General features: G+C 60.4%; 11 protein-coding genes, 2 tRNA genes and 4 rRNA genes. 8 read left to right on the top strand and 9 right to left on the bottom strand.

From position 1 onward, the window contains the following. Positions 1-537: 537 nt before the first annotated feature. The 4 genes from HU752_RS01685 to HU752_RS01670 are packed head-to-tail and all read left to right on the top strand — an operon-like array spanning position 538 to position 6,168. Entirely contained in the window at positions 538-1,314 is a 777-nt protein-coding gene (locus tag HU752_RS01685) for a DUF3050 domain-containing protein (RefSeq protein ID WP_186684310.1), read from the top strand. Then, on the top strand, positions 1,311-2,258 hold the full coding sequence (locus tag HU752_RS01680) for a diiron oxygenase (RefSeq protein ID WP_186684312.1): 948 nt from the start codon (positions 1,311-1,313) through the stop codon (positions 2,256-2,258). The genes HU752_RS01685 and HU752_RS01680 overlap by 4 nt, the downstream gene beginning before the upstream one ends. Further along, entirely contained in the window at positions 2,255-5,674 is a 3,420-nt protein-coding gene (locus tag HU752_RS01675; protein ID WP_186684314.1) for an amino acid adenylation domain-containing protein, read from the top strand. The genes HU752_RS01680 and HU752_RS01675 overlap by 4 nt, the downstream gene beginning before the upstream one ends. Positions 5,675-5,700: 26 nt before the next feature. After that, complete coding sequence (locus tag HU752_RS01670) at positions 5,701-6,168, top strand: SRPBCC family protein (protein WP_186684316.1); 468 nt, start codon at positions 5,701-5,703, stop codon at positions 6,166-6,168. Positions 6,169-6,330: 162 nt separating this feature from the next. Here the strand turns inward: HU752_RS01670 and HU752_RS01665 are convergent, their stop codons facing one another. The 9 genes from HU752_RS01665 to HU752_RS01625 all read right to left on the bottom strand — a co-directional run bounded on the left by HU752_RS01665 (position 6,331) and on the right by HU752_RS01625 (position 17,048). Then, complete coding sequence (locus HU752_RS01665; protein WP_186684318.1) at positions 6,331-8,211, bottom strand: methyl-accepting chemotaxis protein; 1,881 nt, start codon at positions 8,209-8,211, stop codon at positions 6,331-6,333. A gap of 315 nt (positions 8,212-8,526) precedes the next feature. Beyond that, positions 8,527-8,642, bottom strand: a 5S ribosomal RNA gene (gene rrf, locus HU752_RS01660). Positions 8,643-8,749: 107 nt separating this feature from the next. Next, a 5S ribosomal RNA gene (rrf, locus tag HU752_RS01655) occupies positions 8,750-8,865 on the bottom strand. A 148-nt stretch (positions 8,866-9,013) separates the two neighbouring features. Next, positions 9,014-11,897: ribosomal RNA gene (locus HU752_RS01650) — 23S ribosomal RNA — on the bottom strand. Positions 11,898-12,146: 249 nt separating this feature from the next. Then, positions 12,147-12,222, bottom strand: a tRNA-Ala gene (locus HU752_RS01645). Positions 12,223-12,250: 28 nt separating this feature from the next. Continuing rightward, positions 12,251-12,327: transfer RNA gene (locus HU752_RS01640), tRNA-Ile, on the bottom strand. Between the two features lie 65 nt (positions 12,328-12,392). Continuing rightward, positions 12,393-13,928 (bottom strand): 16S ribosomal RNA (locus tag HU752_RS01635). Together the 16S, 23S and 5S rRNA genes with 2 tRNA genes alongside form the textbook arrangement of a ribosomal RNA operon. Before the next feature lie 703 nt (positions 13,929-14,631). Continuing rightward, positions 14,632-15,852 carry a CaiB/BaiF CoA transferase family protein gene (locus HU752_RS01630; RefSeq protein ID WP_186689119.1) on the bottom strand — a complete coding sequence of 407 codons (1,221 nt, stop codon included), beginning with the start codon at positions 15,850-15,852 and terminating at the stop codon, positions 14,632-14,634. Positions 15,853-15,866: 14 nt separating this feature from the next. Beyond that, positions 15,867-17,048 (bottom strand): acyl-CoA dehydrogenase, encoded by a 1,182-nt coding sequence (locus HU752_RS01625; protein ID WP_186689118.1) that lies wholly within the window; start codon positions 17,046-17,048, stop codon positions 15,867-15,869. Positions 17,049-17,205: 157 nt separating this feature from the next. Here HU752_RS01625 and HU752_RS01620 point away from each other — a divergent pair, with 157 nt between their 5' ends. The 4 genes from HU752_RS01620 to HU752_RS01605 all read left to right on the top strand — a co-directional run bounded on the left by HU752_RS01620 (position 17,206) and on the right by HU752_RS01605 (position 21,439). Continuing rightward, on the top strand, positions 17,206-18,105 hold the full coding sequence (locus HU752_RS01620; protein ID WP_186689116.1) for a LysR family transcriptional regulator: 900 nt from the start codon (positions 17,206-17,208) through the stop codon (positions 18,103-18,105). Between the two features lie 436 nt (positions 18,106-18,541). After that, entirely contained in the window at positions 18,542-19,663 is a 1,122-nt protein-coding gene (locus tag HU752_RS01615) for a Re/Si-specific NAD(P)(+) transhydrogenase subunit alpha (protein ID WP_186689114.1), read from the top strand. Positions 19,664-19,679: 16 nt separating this feature from the next. After that, positions 19,680-20,006, top strand: a complete 327-nt coding sequence (locus HU752_RS01610; protein WP_010448722.1) for an NAD(P) transhydrogenase subunit alpha part 2 — start codon at positions 19,680-19,682, stop codon at positions 20,004-20,006. Then, on the top strand, positions 20,003-21,439 hold the full coding sequence (locus HU752_RS01605; RefSeq protein ID WP_186689112.1) for an NAD(P)(+) transhydrogenase (Re/Si-specific) subunit beta: 1,437 nt from the start codon (positions 20,003-20,005) through the stop codon (positions 21,437-21,439). Before HU752_RS01610 ends, HU752_RS01605 begins: the two co-directional genes overlap by 4 nt. The last annotated feature ends 103 nt before the right edge of the window (positions 21,440-21,542 follow it).

The following is a 21,542-nucleotide window of genomic DNA, read 5'->3' as shown; positions in this document are numbered from 1 at the left end:
GGTGCCCCCTCGCTACGCAATACCCGGACAGGAGACTCACCAGAAGGAGCTTTGCCACAGGTTGCAAGGCACGGATGAAGCGTGCCCCGACCCTATCGACCAAACCACTGCCCCATCCATTAAAGAGCGACCGGAGTGAGGCATTCACTCGTTGTTTTCATTCTGCCCGTTATAGGCTGGAAGATGTTCGCTCACGCCAATAAAACAAACCCGGTTTGTTTTACAAGGAACTTTCGCCCTTTATAAAACGAAAACTTCAACAAACTTAAAAACAACTTGATTGAAACTTGTACCCTGTACTAGTTTTAAACAGCCGGAGACGCACAGCCGCCGTGACACCCACGCCGCGCCGCAGCGCTTGATCAGTACCGGCTATCAGCGAACACCACGACACGGGCATCAACAGCGTCGCCCAGGGCCTCTCGGTTTTCAACTGTCGAGTGCGGCCGCCGTTCGCCTGTTATTTAGTCATATGGCTTCACGGCATTGAACACGGGTGTTTATCGCTATCCAACTTACCAACCACCAAGGTGGCCAATGAATACTTATGACCCGCACTTCGAATATAAACAGGCACAATTACTTGCACACCTCGTGTTCAGCGAAATCCATTCACTGCCGCAACTGCGACGCTTCATGGAAACCCATGTCTTCGCGGTGTGGGACTTCATGTCGCTGACCAAGCGGCTGCAGCGGGAACTGACCTGCCTGCGGTTGCCCTGGCTGCCACCCGAGGACGCGGCGGCGGCCCGTGCAATCAACGAGATCGTGCTCGGCGAGGAATCGGACACGCGTCCCGGGGCAGGCCATTGCAGCCATTTCGAGTTGTACCTGCAGGCCATGGCGGAAATCGGTGCGAGTACGCAGGTCATCGACGGTTTTATCCGCCTGCTGCGTGAAGGCGCCACCGTCGACAGCGCCCTGCAACGCGCCGGTGCCACGCCGGGTGCCTGCCGCTTCGTCAACCAGACCCTGGCGGTCGCCCTGCACGGCACCCCGCACTGCGTCGCCGCAGTCTTCCTGCATGGCCGGGAAAACCTGGTGCCGCGGATGTTCCGCCGCCTGCTCGAACAATGGCATATCGACCAGGCCCAGGCGCCCACCCTGCACTACTACCTGCAACGGCATATCGAGCTGGACGCCGCCGACCATGGCCCGGCCGCCACACAACTGCTGGAACGGCTGGTCGACGGTGACCGGCAGCGGCGCCAGGAGGCCGACATTGCCGCCCTGGGAGCGCTGGAGAGTCGCTGCCGGCTCTGGGACGACGTACTCGTGGCACTGCGGGCCGAGCCCATTGGAGTGGGGTCATGAACGCCGCCGACTATAGCGCCTTCGTCGAGGCCTGGGAAAACCGTGCCAGCATCCGCACCCGCCCGCGCCGATTGCTGGAGGACGATGACCGGCTGATCTATCCGCTCAGCCGCCAACCGTTGGCCAACAGCGGCACGCTGCTCGCCCACTGCCCCGAACAGCGCGATTTCGTGCTGACCCAGAGCCTGTACAAATTCATCAACGACGTGGTGATTTTCGAGACCGATATCGTCGACCGCACCGCCCGGCGCATCGCCAAGGACCGCTTTCCGGTCCGCTTCCCGCTGGCCTGCCGCTATGCCGCCATGACGGTGGTGGTCGACGAGGACTACCACGCGCTGGTGGCAATGGACTTCATGCAGCAGGCCATCGCGCTGACCGGCATCCAGCCGCTGGCCATGCCCAACGAGATCGAGTTGAGCCGGGCCATACCGGTAGCCCTGGGGATGGCGCCGGAGCATCTGTCGGGCGCCGTCGAACTGCTCTGCGTGGCAATCGCGGAAAACACCGTGACCCACGATGTCGCGGCCTTTGCCCAGGATGCGACCGTCAAGGCGTCGGTCAAGGGACTGATGGCCGACCACCTGCTCGACGAGGGTCGCCATGCCGGCTTCTGGACCCGGCTGGTACGGCTCTACTGGCAGGACGCAGGCGAGGCGGACCGCGAGACGATCGCCGAGATCCTGCCGGTGTTCATCGTCCATTACCTGACCAACGATATCCAGAAAGCCTTCGACTTCCGGGTGATCGAGCACCTGCCGGTCGCCGAGCCGGTTCGCCAGGCCCTCAGGAGCGAGGCCGCGAGCCTGGCCTACCCGCTCAATCGTCATCACCCGCTGGTGATCAATATCATGCGTTTCCTGCGCAACAGCTCGCTGCTGGACTCGCCCTGCGTACAGGACACGCTGGGCGACTACCTGCTCCAGCCCGGGAGCCACCCGTGAGGCGCCTCGACATCCTGCTGGCCGGGCACAGCCAGGTGCTGGAGCCACTGAGGCTGGAGCTGGAACAGCACGGTCACCGGCTCCATCGCCTGACGCCCGGTGAAAGCCTGCCCTGCGTAGCAGACCTGCTGATCGAGGATGGCAGCCAGCGCCTGCCTGCCGCGGCTGACAAGCTGCTCCGCCTGCGCCTGCGCCTGGAATACGGCCAGCCGACGGCCAGCGGCCTGCCGGAACTGGCGCTGCGCTGCTGGCAGGGCGAACGGCTGATCCTGCGCCAGCCGATAGCCGCGGAAGACTCCGGCAATGGCCAGGCCCTGCGCCGGGCGGCTGACAGCGCCCTGCTGGAGTTCGGTGCGCTGCTGGTCAGCCGCTTCGCCCGGGACAGCGGCTGCTTCCTGGCGGACACAGGCATGGCTCCCACGCCAGCAAGCGTCGAGCAACCACTGTCGGCCCTGGCGTCACTGGCCTTCGAACATCGCTTCAACCGTACCGCTCGCCCCGAGCTGCTGGCCCTGGCAGCCGTGCCGGTGATCCAGCGTATCGAAGACAGCCTGCGGCGCTTTGCCGATCGGCCGGCCCTGGACGTAGCCGGAGCGACAACCTGCTACCGTCAATTGCATCGCCACAGCCTGGCGATCCAGCAGCGCCTGCTGGCCGCCCTCGCCCCACGGCCCCATCGGGAACCGCCCCCGGTGGTCGCCCTGTGCCTGGCGAAAACGCCGGCCTTCTACGCCAGCCTGCTAGCCATCCTCGGTTGTGGCGCGATCTACCTGCCGCTGGACCCGAACCATCCGCCGGCGCGCCAGCGGTTCATCCTGGAGGATGCCGGGGCCAGCCTGCTGCTGCACGATGGCCGGCACACGCTTGGCGAGCGCTTGCCCGCGCTGGATGTCAGCGCCGTGCCGGTCGACGAGGCATGCGTGGGCGCATCGCTGGTGCGTCAGCCCCTGCCCGCGCAGAGCCCGTGCCTGGCACTCTACACCTCGGGAACCACCGGTCGCCCCAAGGGCATCCTGCTCAGCCAGGCCAACCTCGCGCACTTCTGTGCCTGGTATGCCGATTACATCCAGCTCGGCGCCCGGCATCGCGTGCTGCAATTCTCGACCCTGGGCTTCGATGCGGCGCTGATCGATATCTTCCCGAGCCTGATCCAGGGCGCCACGCTGGTGGTCGCCAGCGAGGACCAGCGGCGCGACCCCGCCCAGCTCGCCGAGCTGATCCGCGAGCGGCGGGTCAGCCATGCCTTCCTGCCCCCTACGCTGCTCGGCCTGCTGCCACTGGAGCCGCCGCTGGGCCTGAGCCACCTGCTGACCGGCGGTGATGTCTGCGAGCCCTGGGTCATCGAACGACTCGCCCGGCAGACAACCCTGCACAACCTCTATGGCCCCAGCGAGGCGACAGTGCTGGCCACCGCGCGGCGGCTGCACAGCGATACCGGCAACCGCAGCCTTGGCGGGCCGATCGCCAACAGCCAGGTGTTCATTCTCGATGAAGGTGGCCAGCCGGTGGCCGAGCAGGTCGTTGGCGAGCTGCATATCGTCGGGCCGGGCGTGAGCCTCGGTTATCTGAATGCCCCGGAGCGAACCGCCGAGCACTTCGTCGAGTTGCGCCCCGGCAAGGGTCCGGCGCTGCGAGCCTACCGTACCGGCGACCTGGCCCGGTGGACCGCCGACGGCATCGAGTTCTGCGGGCGCCTGGATCACCAGGTGAAGATCCGCGGCTTGCGGGTCGAGCCAGCGGAAATCGAGCACTGCCTGCGCAGCAGCGGGCTGTATCGCCAGGTGGCCGTGCTCATCGACAGCCAGCAACGGATCCTTGCGTACGTGGCGCAGCCGGCCAACGCCGACAGCTCCCGGGCTGCCCTGCGACACCACGCCGAATGCCACCTGCCGGACTACATGCACCCGGCGACCTATCTTGAGCTGAGCGGGCTGCCGATCGCAGGCAACGGCAAGCTTGACCGCCAGGCCTTGCTGCAGACGCCGGTTGATGAGGGCGGCAGCCCTGCCTTGCGACAGCCGGCCAACGCCGACGAAGCCTGGCTGCAAGCGCTGTGGGCCGAGCTGCTGGAACGGCCGGTCGAGGGGATCGCCACCGACGAAAGCTTCTTCAACCTGGGCGGGCATTCGATCCTGCTGTCAAAGATGCTGCTGGGAATCCGGGCCCACTACGGGCATGGCATCTCCATCAACCGCTTCATCGAGCAACCGACCCTGTGCCGACTGGCGATCCTGGTCAGGGGCGAATCGGCCAATGGCGCATTGAGCCCGCAGGTTTTCACCGATGCCGCACGCGAGTTGGACTGGCAGCCACTACCGGCGCAGCGTGCCGGTGACCGCGGCAAGGTACTGCTGACCGGTGCCAACAGCTTCGTCGGCGTGCACCTGGTCGAGGCCCTGCTCGCCGCCGGTGTCCGCGAGGTCGCCTGCCTGGTCCGCGACAGTGCCGGCGAATCCGCGGCCGAGCGTTTTGCCCGGGCGCTGCGCAACAACCGCCTGGAGCATCTGGACCTGGGCCGGGTGCGGGTCTACCCGGCGGACATCCGCCAGCCTCGCCTAGGGCTGGCCGCCGATGTCTACGAGCGGATCGACCGCGAGTTCGGCGTGCTGATCCACAACGCCGCCCACGTCAATCACGTTCTCGACTACGAGGCCCTGGCGCCCGACAACGTCGGCCCGCTGTTCGAATGCCTGCGCCTGTGCGAGGGGCGGAGCAAGAAGGTGTTCAACTTCATCTCCAGCCTGTCCGCCTGCAGCCGTATCAGCGACCAGGGCCGGGTGCTGGAGCAGCCTGCGGCCGAGACGCCGCCGATCTACATCAGGAACGGCTACAACCTGTCCAAGTGGGTCGGTGAGCGGATTGTCCAGCGGGCCCGCGAACAGGGTGCGTGGGTCAATCTCTATCGCCCCGGCAACATTGCCTTCAACAGCCGCAACGGCGTCTGCCAGCCGCATCGCAACCGCCTGCTGCTGATGCTCAAGGGCTCGCTGCAGTTGGGCCAGGTGCCGGCTCTGGCGCTCAACTTCGACCTGATGCCGGTGGACTTCCTCGCGCGCTTCATCGCCCGGCAAAGCTGCTGCCTGCCGGGCACGGGCGGGGTGTTCAACCTGCACAACCCGCAGCCACTGAGCTGGCATGACTATATGGCGGCGTTCCGCGAGGCCGGGCACGACTTCCAGCTGGTCAGCGTGGCCGACTGGCAGCGACAGCTGCAGCGGGTCGACCGCGACAACGCGCTGTTCGAAGTCCTGGGTTTCTATCTCAACGGTTTCGAGGAGGACATCGGCGACATCTCGGCCATCGAGCACGGGCAGGCCGAGGCCGGCGTACGGCGCATGGGCGAGCCCTATCCGGTCAAGAGTGCGGCGTTGCTGCGCAAGGGCTGCGACTACCTCAGGCAGATCCGATTCATCTGATTCACCCCAACCACCCGGAGCACATCATGCATTCCCCGCAACCCGATACCCTGATTCGCAACCCCCAAGGCCAGGCAGTGACGTCCACGGTCGAGATCCCCGGGGCCGCCGCCAGCGCCTGGGCCCTGGTCGGTGACTTTGCCGGCTTTGCCAGGTTCGTCCCGGCGCTTTCGCAGATCGAGATGATCGGTGAGGGCGTGGGCGCGCTGCGCAAGAAGTCGTTCCAGGATGGGCACCTGGTGGTCGAACAGCTCAACAGCCGCAACGAGCAGGCGATGTGCATGACCTGGACCACGCTCTACAACACCCTCGGCGTCGGCCAGCTGTGGGCGATGATGAGCGTCGAGGCACTCTCGCCAGAGCGTTGCCGCGCGACGTGGACGATCATTGCCGAGCCGGTGGCGGCCAGTGCGCAGGACATGCCGGGGTTCCGGCGCTTCATCCAAGAGTTCGCCGATGAGGCGATGGCGAATGTGCGGACGTTGTTGAGTTGAAGGAGAGGGCGGTACGGTGGTTCACGCGCAAGCCCGGCTCCTACACTTTGGCGTCATTCAGCAACGCTGCATACGACACAAGTCTGTAGGAGCCGGGCTTGCCCGCGAACAGACCCTCTGAGACACCGCCCCAGCAACCTCGCCGGGGGGATGTCTCAGCCCTCAGATCTTGAAGCTGTCGACCAGCTGCTTCAGGCGACCCGCCTGCTGCGACAGGGCATCGCAATCCTTCAGCGTTTCGTTGAGATTGGCCACGCCCTGCTGGTTCAGCAGGTTGATCTGGCTGATGTCCATGTTGAGGGCTTCCACCACCGCCGTCTGCTCTTCGGTGGCGGCCGCGACCGACTGGTTCATGCCATCGATCTCGCCGATCCGCTGGGTCACGCTGACCAGGCGCGCACCGGCCTGGTTGGCGACCTCGACGCTTTCCTCGCTGGAGACCTGGCTGGCGTTCATGGTCGTCACCGCCTCGCGGGAGCCAACCTGCAGCGAGGTGATCATCTTGTGGATCTCTTCCGCCGACTCCTGGGTACGGTGCGCCAGGTTGCGGACTTCGTCGGCGACCACGGCGAAACCACGCCCGGCTTCACCCGCACGGGCCGCCTCGATGGCGGCGTTGAGGGCCAGCAGGTTGGTCTGCTGGGAGATGCCCTTGATCACATCGAGGATGTGCCCGATGTTGTCGGTGCTGGCGTTCAGGGTCTCGATCTGGGTGCAGGACAGGCTGATCTTCTGCGACAGCTCGGTCATGGCCTGGATGGTCCGCTCTACCACCTGGCGACCATCATCGGCCTGCTCGCTGGCGCCACTGGCGTGCTCCGAGGCATCGGCGGCGTTGCGGGCGATTTCCTGGGTGGCGGCACCCAACTGGTTGATCGCGGCGGCGACGCTGTTGGTCCGCGCACTCTGCTCGTCCGAGCCGATGATCGAGGCGTTCGACGAGTTCATCACCCGCTGGGACAGGTCGTGCACCTGGCGCGTGGCCGAGGACACTTCGGCGATCGAGGCATGAATCCGCTCGACGAACTGGTTGAAGGAACCCGCCAGCTCGCCGAACTCGTCCTTGTGAACGATGTGCAGGCGACGGGTCAGGTCGCCCTCGCCCTGGGCGATATCCTGCATGGCGCGGCCCATGGTGGTCAGCGGACGCATCAGCACCTGGATCAGCAGGGTCAGCAGCACGGCGATGGCGGCCACGGCGATGAACATCGCGATCAGCGCCGAGGTGCGGAACTTGCTCAGTGGCGCATAGGCCTTGTCCTTGTCGATGGACAGGCCGATGTACCAGTCAGCCGATGGCAGGCCGACCACCGGGGTGAACGACAGGATACGTTCCTGGCCGTTCAGGGTGACTTCCTGGATGCCCTTGGCGATGCGCGGGGCGGAACCCGGATAGATGTCCTTCAGGTTCTTCATCACCTGGTCCTTGTCCGGGCTGACGATCACCTGGCCATCACCGCTGACCAGGAAGGCCTGGCCGATCCCGCCGAAGTCCACCGAGTTGATGATCTTCACCAGGGTTTCCAGGCTCAGGTCGCCACCGACCACACCGAGCAGCTGACCGCTGCTCTTCACCGGCATGGCGATGGTCACCACCAGGCCACCGACCGAAGCCATGTAGGGTGGGGTGAGCATGGTCTTGTCAGCCGCCACGGCGGCCTTGTACCAGGGACGCTGGCGTGGGTCGTAGCCATCCGGCATCTTCGCGTCGGGACGCTGGGTGAAGGTGCCATCGGTCTGGCCGACGTAGGTGAACTGGAAGTTCGAGGTGAAGGCCGGCTGGTCCACCAGGCCCGGGTAATCGGCCTTGCTGCCCTGGTGGGCAATGTTCTGGGCGAGGTTCTCCAGTACCAGGATTCGCCCGCTCAGCCAGTTCTGCACGCTGCTCGCGGTCAGGTCGCCCGCCTGCTGGACCGAGGATTCGAGGTTCTGTCGAATGGTGCTGCGTTGCAGGTAGTCGTTGTAGAAGGTGAACAGCGCAAACGCCAGAACCACGACACCGGAGGCGGCCAGTAGAATTTTATGGCTGAATTTCAGGTTCATTTCACGGAGCTTCTCATGCCGAAGGTTGGGGGTGCGTACACGATGCGACAGTCCTTCATGCAACTGGTATGACCGTCCATGGGTGCTCCACTTTGGTGCACGCACGACTCATCCTCTTGTCGGCACCATCGGCGGAAAACTTAATGGCCTTCTCGCAAATGTCGCGGTTCGCCGACGAGAGGGTGAGATCCCGTGCTGATCTTGTGCGCCTAGCTCAGGGCAAAATACGGGGGACAGGCGGGAGATGTCCAGAGAGGACAGGCCTGAAAGACAAAACCCCTACCTGCCTGCGCAGATAGGGGTTTCGGAATTCAATCTTGACGATGACCTACTCTCACATGGGGAAACCCCACACTACCATCGGCGATGCATCGTTTCACTTCTGAGTTCGGGATGGGATCAGGTGGTTCCAATGCTCTATGGTCGTCAAGAAATTCTGTAGCCAGCTCGTTGCCTGGGCAACGCTCCAGCGAAATGAGGAACTTCTATAAAAAGACAAAACCCCAACTGCTTTCGCAATTGGGGTTTCGGAATTTAATCTTGACGATGACCTACTCTCACATGGGGAAACCCCACACTACCATCGGCGATGCATCGTTTCACTTCTGAGTTCGGGATGGGATCAGGTGGTTCCAATGCTCTATGGTCGTCAAGAAATTCTGTAGCCGGCTCGTTGTTTGGGCAACGCTCCAGCGAATCGGGTATGTGACAGTCTTCGGTGCTTTGTGCGTGGCAAACTTTCGGTTCACTTCGTCTTCATACACCGCAATCTGCTTCGTTTCGCAAATTGCTTGGGTGTTATATGGTCAAGCCTCACGGGCAATTAGTATGGGTTAGCTCAACGCCTCACAGCGCTTACACACCCCACCTATCAACGTCGTAGTCTTCGACGGCCCTTCAGGAACTCAAGGTTCCAGTGAGATCTCATCTTGAGGCAAGTTTCCCGCTTAGATGCTTTCAGCGGTTATCTTTTCCGAACATAGCTACCCGGCAATGCCACTGGCGTGACAACCGAACACCAGAGGTTCGTCCACTCCGGTCCTCTCGTACTAGGAGCAGCCCCTCTCAAATCTCAAACGTCCACGGCAGATAGGGACCGAACTGTCTCACGACGTTCTAAACCCAGCTCGCGTACCACTTTAAATGGCGAACAGCCATACCCTTGGGACCGGCTTCAGCCCCAGGATGTGATGAGCCGACATCGAGGTGCCAAACACCGCCGTCGATATGAACTCTTGGGCGGTATCAGCCTGTTATCCCCGGAGTACCTTTTATCCGTTGAGCGATGGCCCTTCCATACAGAACCACCGGATCACTAAGACCTACTTTCGTACCTGCTCGACGTGTCTGTCTCGCAGTCAAGCGCGCTTTTGCCTTTATACTCTGCGACCGATTTCCGACCGGTCTGAGCGCACCTTCGTACTCCTCCGTTACTCTTTAGGAGGAGACCGCCCCAGTCAAACTACCCACCATACACTGTCCTCGATCCGGATAACGGACCTGAGTTAGAACCTCAAAGTTGCCAGGGTGGTATTTCAAGAATGGCTCCACGCAAACTGGCGTTCACGCTTCAAAGCCTCCCACCTATCCTACACAAGCAAATTCAAAGTCCAGTGCAAAGCTATAGTAAAGGTTCACGGGGTCTTTCCGTCTAGCCGCGGATACACTGCATCTTCACAGCGATTTCAATTTCACTGAGTCTCTCGGGTGGAGACAGCGCCGCCATCGTTACGCCATTCGTGCAGGTCGGAACTTACCCGACAAGGAATTTCGCTACCTTAGGACCGTTATAGTTACGGCCGCCGTTTACCGGGGCTTCGATCAAGAGCTTCGCTTTCGCTAACCCCATCAATTAACCTTCCGGCACCGGGCAGGCGTCACACCCTATACGTCCACTTTCGTGTTTGCAGAGTGCTGTGTTTTTAATAAACAGTCGCAGCGGCCTGGTATCTTCGACCGGCATGGGCTTACGGAGCAAGTCCTTCACCCTCACCGGCGCACCTTCTCCCGAAGTTACGGTGCCATTTTGCCTAGTTCCTTCACCCGAGTTCTCTCAAGCGCCTTGGTATTCTCTACCTAACCACCTGTGTCGGTTTGGGGTACGGTTCCTGGTTATCTGAAGCTTAGAAGCTTTTCTTGGAAGCATGGCATCAACCACTTCGCGTCCTAAAGGACACTCGTCATCAGCTCTCGGCCTTAAGATCCCGGATTTACCTAAGATCTCAGCCTACCACCTTAAACTTGGACAACCAACGCCAAGCTGGCCTAGCCTTCTCCGTCCCTCCATCGCAATAACCAGAAGTACAGGAATATTAACCTGTTTTCCATCGACTACGCTTTTCAGCCTCGCCTTAGGGACCGACTAACCCTGCGTCGATTAACGTTGCGCAGGAAACCTTGGTCTTTCGGCGTGGGTGTTTTTCACACCCATTGTCGTTACTCATGTCAGCATTCGCACTTCTGATACCTCCAGCAAGCTTCTCAACTCACCTTCAGGCTTACAGAACGCTCCTCTACCGCATCACTTACGTGATACCCGTAGCTTCGGTGCATGGTTTGAGCCCCGTTACATCTTCCGCGCAGGCCGACTCGACTAGTGAGCTATTACGCTTTCTTTAAAGGGTGGCTGCTTCTAAGCCAACCTCCTAGCTGTCTAAGCCTTCCCACATCGTTTCCCACTTAACCATGACTTTGGGACCTTAGCTGACGGTCTGGGTTGTTTCCCTTTTCACGACGGACGTTAGCACCCGCCGTGTGTCTCCCACGCTCGGCACTTCCAGGTATTCGGAGTTTGCATCGGTTTGGTAAGTCGGGATGACCCCTAGCCGAAACAGTGCTCTACCCCTGGTGATACGTGAGGCGCTACCTAAATAGCTTTCGAGGAGAACCAGCTATCTCCGAGCTTGATTAGCCTTTCACTCCGATCCACAGGTCATCCGCTAACTTTTCAACGGTAGTCGGTTCGGTCCTCCAGTCAGTGTTACCTAACCTTCAACCTGCCCATGGATAGATCGCCCGGTTTCGGGTCTATACCCAGCGACTAAGCGCCCTATTAAGACTCGCTTTCGCTACGCCTCCCTATTCGGTTAAGCTCGCCACTGAATATAAGTCGCTGACCCATTATACAAAAGGTACGCAGTCACAGAACAAAGTCTGCTCCCACTGCTTGTACGCATACGGTTTCAGGATCTATTTCACTCCCCTCTCCGGGGTTCTTTTCGCCTTTCCCTCACGGTACTAGTTCACTATCGGTCAGTCAGTAGTATTTAGCCTTGGAGGATGGTCCCCCCATATTCAGACAAGGTTTCTCGTGCCCCGTCCTACTCGATTTCATGACTAAGAGACTTTCGCGTACAGGGCTATCACCCACTATGGCCGCACTTTCCAGAGCGTTCCGCTAATCTCAAAGCCACTTAAGGGCTGGTCCCCGTTCGCTCGCCACTACTAAGGGAATCTCGGTTGATTTCTTTTCCTCAGGGTACTTAGATGTTTCAGTTCCCCTGGTTCGCCTCTTGTACCTATGTATTCAGTACAAGATAACCAGCTTATGCTGGTTGGGTTCCCCCATTCAGAGATCTCCGGATCAAAGTCTGTTTGCCGACTCCCCGAAGCTTATCGCAGGCTACCACGTCTTTCATCGCCTCTGACTGCCAAGGCATCCACCGTATGCGCTTCTTCACTTGACCATATAACCCCAAGCAATCTGGTTATACTATGAAGACGACATTCGCCGAAAATTTGCCGCTCAATTAAGAGTACTCACAAATTTTACCTTAGCCTGATCCACTACCAGTGAAAGTAGTGTTCAGTCTTCTTTCTATCACATACCCAAATTTTTAAAGAACGATTCTGATAAAGTTCAGAAATCAATATTCGTCATCGAATATTCATTTCTAAGCTCTACGATCTGGCCAACTGCATGGTGGAGCTGAATATGGTGGAGCCAAGCGGGATCGAACCGCTGACCTCCTGCGTGCAAGGCAGGCGCTCTCCCAGCTGAGCTATGGCCCCGTATCGACTACAGGGTGCACCAGGTAATTGGTGGGTCTGGGCAGATTCGAACTGCCGACCTCACCCTTATCAGGGGTGCGCTCTAACCAACTGAGCTACAGACCCAATCGTCTTCTTCAATGAATCAAGCAATTCGTGTGGGAACTTATGGTGCAGCTGATGTCGTCGATTAAGGAGGTGATCCAGCCGCAGGTTCCCCTACGGCTACCTTGTTACGACTTCACCCCAGTCATGAATCACACCGTGGTAACCGTCCTCCCGAAGGTTAGACTAGCTACTTCTGGTGCAACCCACTCCCATGGTGTGACGGGCGGTGTGTACAAGGCCCGGGAACGTATTCACCGCGACATTCTGATTCGCGATTACTAGCGATTCCGACTTCACGCAGTCGAGTTGCAGACTGCGATCCGGACTACGATCGGTTTTGTGGGATTAGCTCCACCTCGCGGCTTGGCAACCCTCTGTACCGACCATTGTAGCACGTGTGTAGCCCAGGCCGTAAGGGCCATGATGACTTGACGTCATCCCCACTTCCTCCGGTTTGTCACCGGCAGTCTCCTTAGAGTGCCCACCATAACGTGCTGGTAACTAAGGACAAGGGTTGCGCTCGTTACGGGACTTAACCCAACATCTCACGACACGAGCTGACGACAGCCATGCAGCACCTGTGTCAGAGTTCCCGAAGGCACCAATCCATCTCTGGAAAGTTCTCTGCATGTCAAGGCCTGGTAAGGTTCTTCGCGTTGCTTCGAATTAAACCACATGCTCCACCGCTTGTGCGGGCCCCCGTCAATTCATTTGAGTTTTAACCTTGCGGCCGTACTCCCCAGGCGGTCAACTTAATGCGTTAGCTGCGCCACTAAAGTCTCAAGGACCCCAACGGCTAGTTGACATCGTTTACGGCGTGGACTACCAGGGTATCTAATCCTGTTTGCTCCCCACGCTTTCGCACCTCAGTGTCAGTATCAGTCCAGGTGGTCGCCTTCGCCACTGGTGTTCCTTCCTATATCTACGCATTTCACCGCTACACAGGAAATTCCACCACCCTCTACCATACTCTAGCTCGCCAGTTTTGGATGCAGTTCCCAGGTTGAGCCCGGGGATTTCACATCCAACTTAACGAACCACCTACGCGCGCTTTACGCCCAGTAATTCCGATTAACGCTTGCACCCTCTGTATTACCGCGGCTGCTGGCACAGAGTTAGCCGGTGCTTATTCTGTCGGTAACGTCAAAATTGCACGGTATTAACGTACAACCCTTCCTCCCAACTTAAAGTGCTTTACAATCCGAAGACCTTCTTCACACACGCGGCATGGCTGGATCAGGCTTTCGCCCATTGTCCAATATTCCCCACTGCTGCCTCCCGTAGGAGTCTGGACCGTGTCTCAGTTCCAGTGTGACTGATCATCCTCTCAGACCAGTTACGGATCGTCGCCTAGGTGAGCCATTACCTCACCTACTAGCTAATCCGACCTAGGCTCATCTGATAGCGCAAGGCCCGAAGGTCCCCTGCTTTCTCCCGTAGGACGTATGCGGTATTAGCGTTCCTTTCGAAACGTTGTCCCCCACTACCAGGCAGATTCCTAGGCATTACTCACCCGTCCGCCGCTGAATCGAGGAGCAAGCTCCTCTCATCCGCTCGACTTGCATGTGTTAGGCCTGCCGCCAGCGTTCAATCTGAGCCATGATCAAACTCTTCAGTTCAATACTGCTTGGGTTTTGAGAAAACCCTAAACTTGGCTCAGCATACTCAAATGACTCATTTGATTTCTCGCATGGTCACTTGTGCTGCTGATAATCTAGTGACTATTCAGTCTTACACCACAAGCACCCACACGAATTGCTTGATTCAGTTGTTAAAGAGCGTTTGGTGAGCTGTTCGCTCAACCGAGGCGCGCATTCTACAGCAGCCTCATTTGCTGTCAAGTGATTATTTTCAGAAGTTTTCAAGATTTCTCTTTAAGCTTCAACCACTTGCGCTTCCGATCTCTCGTTAGCGGGAGGCGAATTCTACAGCGTTACACGCTGCTGTCAACACCTCTTTTACAGCCACTTCCGTGTTTCGATGATTTGAAACTGCGCTGCCTGAAACTGGTTAACTCATTGAATTTCAAGGAGTTTTCCGTTCAGTCTGCGCCGGAAGTGGGCGCATTATAGGCCCCTGGGAACCAGCGTCAACCGTTATTTTCAGATTTCTGTCATAAAGGTCAAAAACCCCGGAAACACGGAGCGAGCGCCTAAGCCACTGATAGGACAGGAATTGCGGGTAACCGATTCTGTAGGAGCCGGGCTTGCCCGCGAAGAGGCCCGCAAGTCCTGCATCGCCAGAAAGGACGCCTTCGCGGATAAATCCGGCTCCCACAACATCGATAGCGTGCCAGTGTCTATATAGAAGAGAGCAGGGCGCCTAGAGCACCCCGGACTCCCTTAGCGTGGCTACCGCCTGCGGACTCAGGCTCAACACCCGCTGCAGAATCTCCTGCGTATGCTCGCCCAATAGAGGAGGAGCATTACGATACTCCACCGGCGTCTCGGACAACCGAATAGGGCTCGCCACCTGTGGCACCCGCCCGGCCAGGGCATGGGGCAGCTCGACCGCCAGCCCACGCGCCTGCACCTGTGGATCGGCGAACACCTGCGACAGATCGTTGATCGGCCCGCACGGTACCCCCACCTGCTCCAGCTGCGCCACCCACTCGGCCGTCGTCTTGAAGACAGTCGCCTGGCGAATCAGCGGAATCAGCACCGCACGGTTGGCAACCCGCGCGACATTGCTGGAGAACCGCGGATCGTCCGCCCATTGCGGCTGGCCCGCCACCTCGGCGAACTTGCGGAACTGGCCGTCATTACCCACCGTCAGGATGAAGTCGCCATCGGCGGTCGGGAAGTCCTGGTACGGCACGATGTTCGGATGGGCATTGCCGAGCCGCTTGGGCGCCACCCCGGAGGTCAGGTAGTTCATCGCCTGGTTCGCCAGGCACGCCACCTGGACATCGAGCAGGGCCATGTCGATATGCTGCCCACCACCATCACGATCCCGATGGGCGAGGGCGGCCAGGATCGCCACGGTCGAGTACAGCCCAGTGAGGATGTCGGTCAAGGCCACGCCAACCTTCACCGGTCCAGCCCCTTCGTCACCTTCAGGCTTGCCTGTCAGGCTCATCAGCCCACCCAGGCCCTGAATCATGAAGTCGTAGCCGGCACGCTTGGCATAGGGCCCGAACTGACCGAAGCCGGTGATCGAGCAATAGATCAGGTTTGGGTTCAGCGCCTTGAGCGACTCGTAGTCCAGCCCATAGGCTGCCAACCCGCCGACCTTGAAGTTCTCGATCAGGATATCGGACTTCATCGCCAGCTCGCGCACCAGCCGCTGACCCTCAGGCCGGGTGAAGTCGATGGTGACCGATTGCTTGTTGCGGTTGGCCGACAGGTAATAAGCCGCCTCGCTGGTGTTCTCGCCATGGGCGTCCCTGAGGAAGGGCGGCCCCCAGGCGCGCGTGTCATCCCCGTTGCCGGGGCGCTCGACCTTGATCACCTCGGCCCCCAGGTCCGCGAGGATCTGACCGCACCAGGGCCCGGCCAATACCCGCGACAAATCCAATACCCGCAGATGCGAAAGCGCGCCCATGAGCCCAGCTCCTGTCAGTAGAACGCCTGGAGACCGGTTTGCGCGCGCCCGAGGATCAGCGCATGCACGTCATGGGTACCTTCATAAGTGTTGACCACTTCCAGGTTGACCAGGTGACGGGCCACCCCGAACTCGTCGGAAATGCCGTTGCCACCGAGCATGTCCCGCGCCATGCGGGCGATTTCCAGGGACTTGCCGCAGGAATTGCGCTTCATGATCGAGGTGATTTCCACCGCGGCGGTCCCTTCGTCCTTCATCCGCCCCAGGCGCAGGCAACCCTGCAGGGCGAGGGTGATCTCGGTCTGCATGTCGGCCAGCTTCTTCTGGATCAGTTGGGTAGCCGCCAGCGGCCGACCGAACTGCTGACGGTCCAGGGTGTACTGGCGAGCAGTGTGCCAGCAGAACTCGGCAGCCCCCAGCGCCCCCCAGGAGATGCCGTAGCGGGCGGAGTTGAGGCAGGTGAACGGGCCTTTCAGGCCACGCACATCCGGGAAGGCGTTCTCTTCAGGCACGAACACGTTGTCCATGACGATCTCGCCAGTGATCGAGGCGCGCAGGCCGACCTTGCCATGAATCGCCGGGGCGCTCAGGCCTTTCCAGCCTTTCTCCAGGACAAAGCCGCGGATATCACCGGCATCGTCCTTGGCCCAGACCACGAACACATCGGCGATCGGGCTGTTGGTAATCCACATCTTGGTGCCGGTCAGGCTGTAGCCGCCCTCGACCTTGCGTGCACGAGTGATCATCGCACCCGGATCGGAACCGTGGTTTGGCTCGGTCAGGCCGAAGCAGCCGATCCACTCACCGGTGGCCAGCTTGGGCAGGTACTTCTGCTTCTGTGCCTCGGTACCGAATTCGTTGATCGGCACCATGACCAGCGAGGACTGCACACTCATCATCGAGCGATAACCCGAATCGACGCGCTCCACCTCACGGGCAATCAGGCCGTAGCTGACATAGTTCAGGCCGCTGCCGCCGTACTCCACCGGAATGGTCGCACCGAGCAGGCCGACTTCGCCCATTTCGCGGAAGATCGCCGGATCAGTCTGTTCATGACGGAAAGCTTCGAGCACCCGGGGTGCGAGCTTGTCCTGGGCGAACTGCTGGGCGGTGTCGCGAATCATCCGCTCCTCTTCAGTGAGCTGTTGATCCAGCAGCAGCGGATCGATCCAGTTGAAGCTAGCTTTAGCGCCCATCAGAGACTCCTCGCAAAACAGGTCAGATAACGTGGATTGATCCTAGGCGCCGCCAGCGGATCCGGCAAACGAGGATTTCGCATACTGTTGTGCTAATTTCTCACTCCGAAAGCTTCTCGCCAGCCTTTTTCCCGCACCTTTAGTGAGATTGCCGTACATGCGCAGGAAGATCCCCAGCACCGCCGCACTGATCAGCTTCGAAGCCGCCGCCCGTCACGAGAGCTTTACCAAGGCCGCAGTCGAGCTGTCCCTCACCCAGGGCGCCATCTGCCGACAAATCGCCAGCCTGGAGGAGTTCCTCGGCGTCGAACTGTTCCGTCGCTCGCGGCGCGGGGTGAAACTCACTGAAGCGGGGCTTTCCTACAGCCGCCGGGTCGCCACGCAACTGGATGCGGTCGAGCGCGACACCCTGTCCGTCATGGGCCAGCAGGGCGCCAACGTGATCGAACTGGCAGTGGTGCCCACCTTCGGCACCCAGTGGCTGCTGCCGCGACTCAAGGACTTCCAGCAACAGCACCCGGAGGTCACGGTCAACCTGACCAACCGCACCCGGCCATTCCTCTTCGCCGATACCGATTTCGACGCCGCCATCTACTTCGGCGACGCCGACTGGTCGGGTACCGAGTCGCATCGCCTGATGGGCGAAAACCCGATGCCGGTGTGCAGCCCGGCACTACTGGGCAATCGACCGGAGCTGAGCGCCGCCGAGATCGCCGAACTGCCGCTGCTGCAGCAGACCACGCGTCCCTATGCCTGGCGCCAATGGTTCAACGCCCAGGGGCTGAGCATCCCCCGCGACATGACAGGCCCGCGCTATGAACTATTCTCGATGCTGGCCCAGGCAGCCATGCATGAGATGGGAATTGCGCTGATCCCACCGTTCCTGATTCAGCGGGAACTGTCGGAAAAACGCCTGGTGATTGCCAACCCCAGCGCACTCTCCAGCATCAAGGCCTATTACCTGATGATTCCCGACCGAAAAGTCGAATCCGCCTCGCTTCGGGCATTCCGTGACTGGCTGGTAAACCAGGCACAAGGCTACAGCCTTCTGAATTGAAGGCCTTCAGCGATATCTGACCCCGTAGTCAAATACCCACAAAACCTACAGACATAACAATATGTCGCCTTTCTGCAAACCGTATCGGCGATGTCGTTTTTTGTACGAAAGTGCCTAATGGCAAGGCCTGCAGACGCTTTTCAGTGCAATACCGAGCTATTCACGTCGCCGATTCGAAATTTCTCCATTTCCGACCAAAATCCTTCCAAGGCCTCTATTTTGCTGGTCTGAGCCTTACCTGTGCGACATTCGGTCACGGGGTGACTTGTAGTTAATTTTGCGTCACCTTTCAGAATCTCTTGTAGGGTGTGGTTTTCGCCTGCAAAATGCCGCGCCCCGGCCGGAAAAAGCCGGGATCGTGCTGATCGGCCGCTCCAGTCGCACCATTCGTAGTGCGCTGGCCTTCTTATAAAAAAGATCACGCAGGAGATTTGACGTGCACATTGGTGTTCCTCTCGAAACCCAGACAGGTGAGACTCGGGTTGCTGCAACTCCGGAAACCATCAAGAAGCTAGTCGGCCAGGGTCACAAGGTCACTGTTCAGAGCGGCGCCGGCGTACGTGCCAGCGTCATCGACAGTGCCTATGAGACGGCCGGTGCCCATATCGGCAGCGCAGCCGAGGCTTTTGGCGCCGAACTGATTCTCAAGGTGGTAGCCCCCAGCGACAGCGAACTGATGCTGATCAAGCCCGGTACCGTGCTGGTCGGCATGCTCAATCCCTTCAACAACGAGACCATCGGCAAGCTCGCCGAACGGGGCATCACGGCCTTCGCCCTGGAAGCCGCACCGCGCACCTCGCGCGCGCAAAGCCTCGATGTGCTCTCGTCGCAGGCCAACATCGCCGGCTACAAGGCGGTGCTGCTGGCCGCTCACCACTACCCGCGCTTCATGCCGATGCTGATGACCGCCGCCGGTACCGTGAAGGCCGCCCGCGTGCTGATTCTCGGCGCCGGCGTCGCGGGGCTGCAGGCCATCGCCACGGCCAAGCGCCTGGGTGCGGTGATCGAAGCCTCGGACGTACGTCCTGCGGTGAAGGAACAGATTGAGTCCCTGGGTGCGAAATTCGTCGATGTGCCGTACGAAACCGACGAGGAACGCGAGTGTGCGGTCGGCGTAGGCGGTTACGCCCGGCCAATGCCGGCCAGCTGGATGCAACGCCAGGCCGTGGCCGTGCATGAGCGGGCCAAACAGGCGGATATCGTCATCACCACCGCCCTGATTCCCGGGCGCAAGGCGCCGGTATTGCTGAGTGCCGAGACCGTCTCGCAGATGAAGCCCGGCTCGGTGGTGATCGACCTGGCAGCCGCCCAGGGCGGCAACTGCCCGCTGACGGTCGCCGACCAGGTGGTGGTGGCCCATGGCGTGACCATCGTCGGCCCGACCAACCTGCCCGGCGAAGTCGCCGCCGACGCCTCGGCGTTGTACGCCCGCAACCTGCTGGATTTCCTGAAGCTGGTCTTCAACAAGGAAAAACAGTTCGAAGTGAACCTCGAAGACGACATCGTCGCCGCGTGCCTGATGTGCCGCGACGGCCAGGTCATCCGCAAGAACGCCTGAGCAGAGGATCCAGAAGATGGAAGAGCTTATCTCCCCCGGTATCTACAACCTGATCATCTTCGTGCTGGCGATCTATGTCGGTTACCACGTGGTCTGGAACGTCACACCCGCGCTGCACACCCCGCTGATGGCCGTGACCAACGCCATCTCGGCGATCGTGATCGTCGGCGCCATGCTCGCCGCCGCCCTGACCGTGACCCCGTTGGGCAAGATCATGGGCACCCTGGCCGTGGCCCTGGCGGCCGTCAACGTGTTCGGCGGCTTCCTGGTGACGCGCCGCATGCTTGAGATGTTCAAGAAGAAAGCCCCGAAAGCCGTAAAAGAAGAGGCGCCCAAGTCATGAGCATGAACCTGGTAACGACGCTCTACCTGATCGCGTCGGTTTGCTTCATCCAGGCCCTCAAGGGCCTCTCGCATCCCACCACCTCGCGGCGCGGCAACCTGTTCGGCATGCTCGGCATGGCCCTGGCGATCGCCACCACCGTGGGCCTGGTGTTCAAGCTGGGAGCCGAGCTGGCCACCGCCGGCATCGGCTACGTGATCGTCGGCCTGCTGATCGGCGGCAGCGCCGGTTCGATCATGGCCAAGCGCGTGGAAATGACCAAGATGCCCGAGCTGGTGGCATTCATGCACAGCATGATCGGCCTGGCCGCGGTGTTCATTGCCATCGCGGCGGTAGTCGAGCCGCAGTCACTGGGCATCGTCAAGCAACTGGGCGACTCGATTCCGGCCGGTAACCGCCTGGAGCTGTTCCTCGGCGCAGCAATCGGTGCCATCACCTTCTCCGGTTCGGTGATCGCCTTCGGCAAGCTCTCGGGCAAGTACAAGTTCCGCCTGTTCCAGGGCGCACCGGTACAGTTCGGCGGCCAGCACAAGCTGAACCTGCTGCTGGGCCTGGCGACCCTGGGCCTGGGCGTGACCTTCATGCTCAGCGGCAACCTGCCAGCCTTTGCCCTGATGCTGGCCCTGGCGTTCGTGCTCGGCGTGCTGATCATCATCCCGATCGGCGGCGCCGACATGCCGGTGGTGGTGTCGATGCTCAACAGCTACTCCGGCTGGGCAGCGGCGGGGATCGGCTTCTCGCTGAACAACTCGATGCTGATCATCGCCGGCTCCCTGGTCGGTTCGTCCGGTGCGATCCTCTCGTACATCATGTGCAAGGCGATGAACCGTTCGTTCTTCAACGTCCTGCTCGGCGGTTTCGGCAATGCGGCGGACGCCGGCGGCCCGGCCGGTGCGAAAGAGGCACGGCCGGTGAAGTCCGGCTCGGCCGACGACGCGACCTTCCTGCTGACCAACGCCGATACCGTGATCATCGTCCCCGGCTACGGCCTGGCGGTGGCCCGTGCCCAGCACGCGCTGAAGGAACTGACGGAAAAGCTGACCCACCATGGCGTGACCGTGAAATACGCGATCCACCCGGTGGCCGGGCGCATGCCCGGGCACATGAACGTACTCCTGGCCGAGGCCGAGGTGCCCTACGACCAGGTGTTCGAGATGGAGGACATCAACTCCGAGTTCGGCCAGGCCGACGTGGTGCTGGTACTGGGCGCCAACGACGTGGTCAACCCGGCGGCGAAGAACGATCCGAAGTCGCCGATCGCCGGCATGCCGATCCTCGAGGCGTTCAAGGCCAAGACCATCATCGTCAACAAGCGCTCGATGGCCAGCGGCTACGCCGGTCTGGATAACGAACTGTTCTACCTCGACAAGACCATGATGGTCTTCGGCGACGCGAAGAAAGTCATCGAGGACATGGTCAAGGCCGTCGAATAAGCCTTGCTCCAGCGCAATACCGAAAACCCCATCCTTGAGTAGGCTGGGGTTTTTCTTTGCCCGCTAGAAACCGACCAAAGGCTCTGAAACAGGGGTCGGCATT

Source organism: Pseudomonas vanderleydeniana (assembly GCF_014268755.2).
GTDB lineage: Bacteria > Pseudomonadota > Gammaproteobacteria > Pseudomonadales > Pseudomonadaceae > Aquipseudomonas > Aquipseudomonas vanderleydeniana.
This window is presented reverse-complemented; position numbering and strand designations above follow the sequence as displayed.

What these genes read in the sequence shown, in the direction of transcription:
- HU752_RS01685 (WP_186684310.1), top strand. Translation starts at nt 538, where the DNA reads ATGAATACTTATGACCCGCACTTCGAATATAAACAGGCACAATTACTT.
- HU752_RS01680 (WP_186684312.1), top strand. Translation starts at nt 1,311, where the DNA reads ATGAACGCCGCCGACTATAGCGCCTTCGTCGAGGCCTGGGAAAACCGT.
- HU752_RS01670 (WP_186684316.1), top strand. Translation starts at nt 5,701, where the DNA reads ATGCATTCCCCGCAACCCGATACCCTGATTCGCAACCCCCAAGGCCAG.
- HU752_RS01665 (WP_186684318.1), bottom strand. Translation starts at nt 8,211, where the DNA reads ATGAACCTGAAATTCAGCCATAAAATTCTACTGGCCGCCTCCGGTGTC.
- HU752_RS01630 (WP_186689119.1), bottom strand. Translation starts at nt 15,852, where the DNA reads ATGGGCGCGCTTTCGCATCTGCGGGTATTGGATTTGTCGCGGGTATTG.
- HU752_RS01625 (WP_186689118.1), bottom strand. Translation starts at nt 17,048, where the DNA reads ATGGGCGCTAAAGCTAGCTTCAACTGGATCGATCCGCTGCTGCTGGAT.
- HU752_RS01620 (WP_186689116.1), top strand. Translation starts at nt 17,206, where the DNA reads ATGCGCAGGAAGATCCCCAGCACCGCCGCACTGATCAGCTTCGAAGCC.
- HU752_RS01610 (WP_010448722.1), top strand. Translation starts at nt 19,680, where the DNA reads ATGGAAGAGCTTATCTCCCCCGGTATCTACAACCTGATCATCTTCGTG.
- HU752_RS01605 (WP_186689112.1), top strand. Translation starts at nt 20,003, where the DNA reads ATGAGCATGAACCTGGTAACGACGCTCTACCTGATCGCGTCGGTTTGC.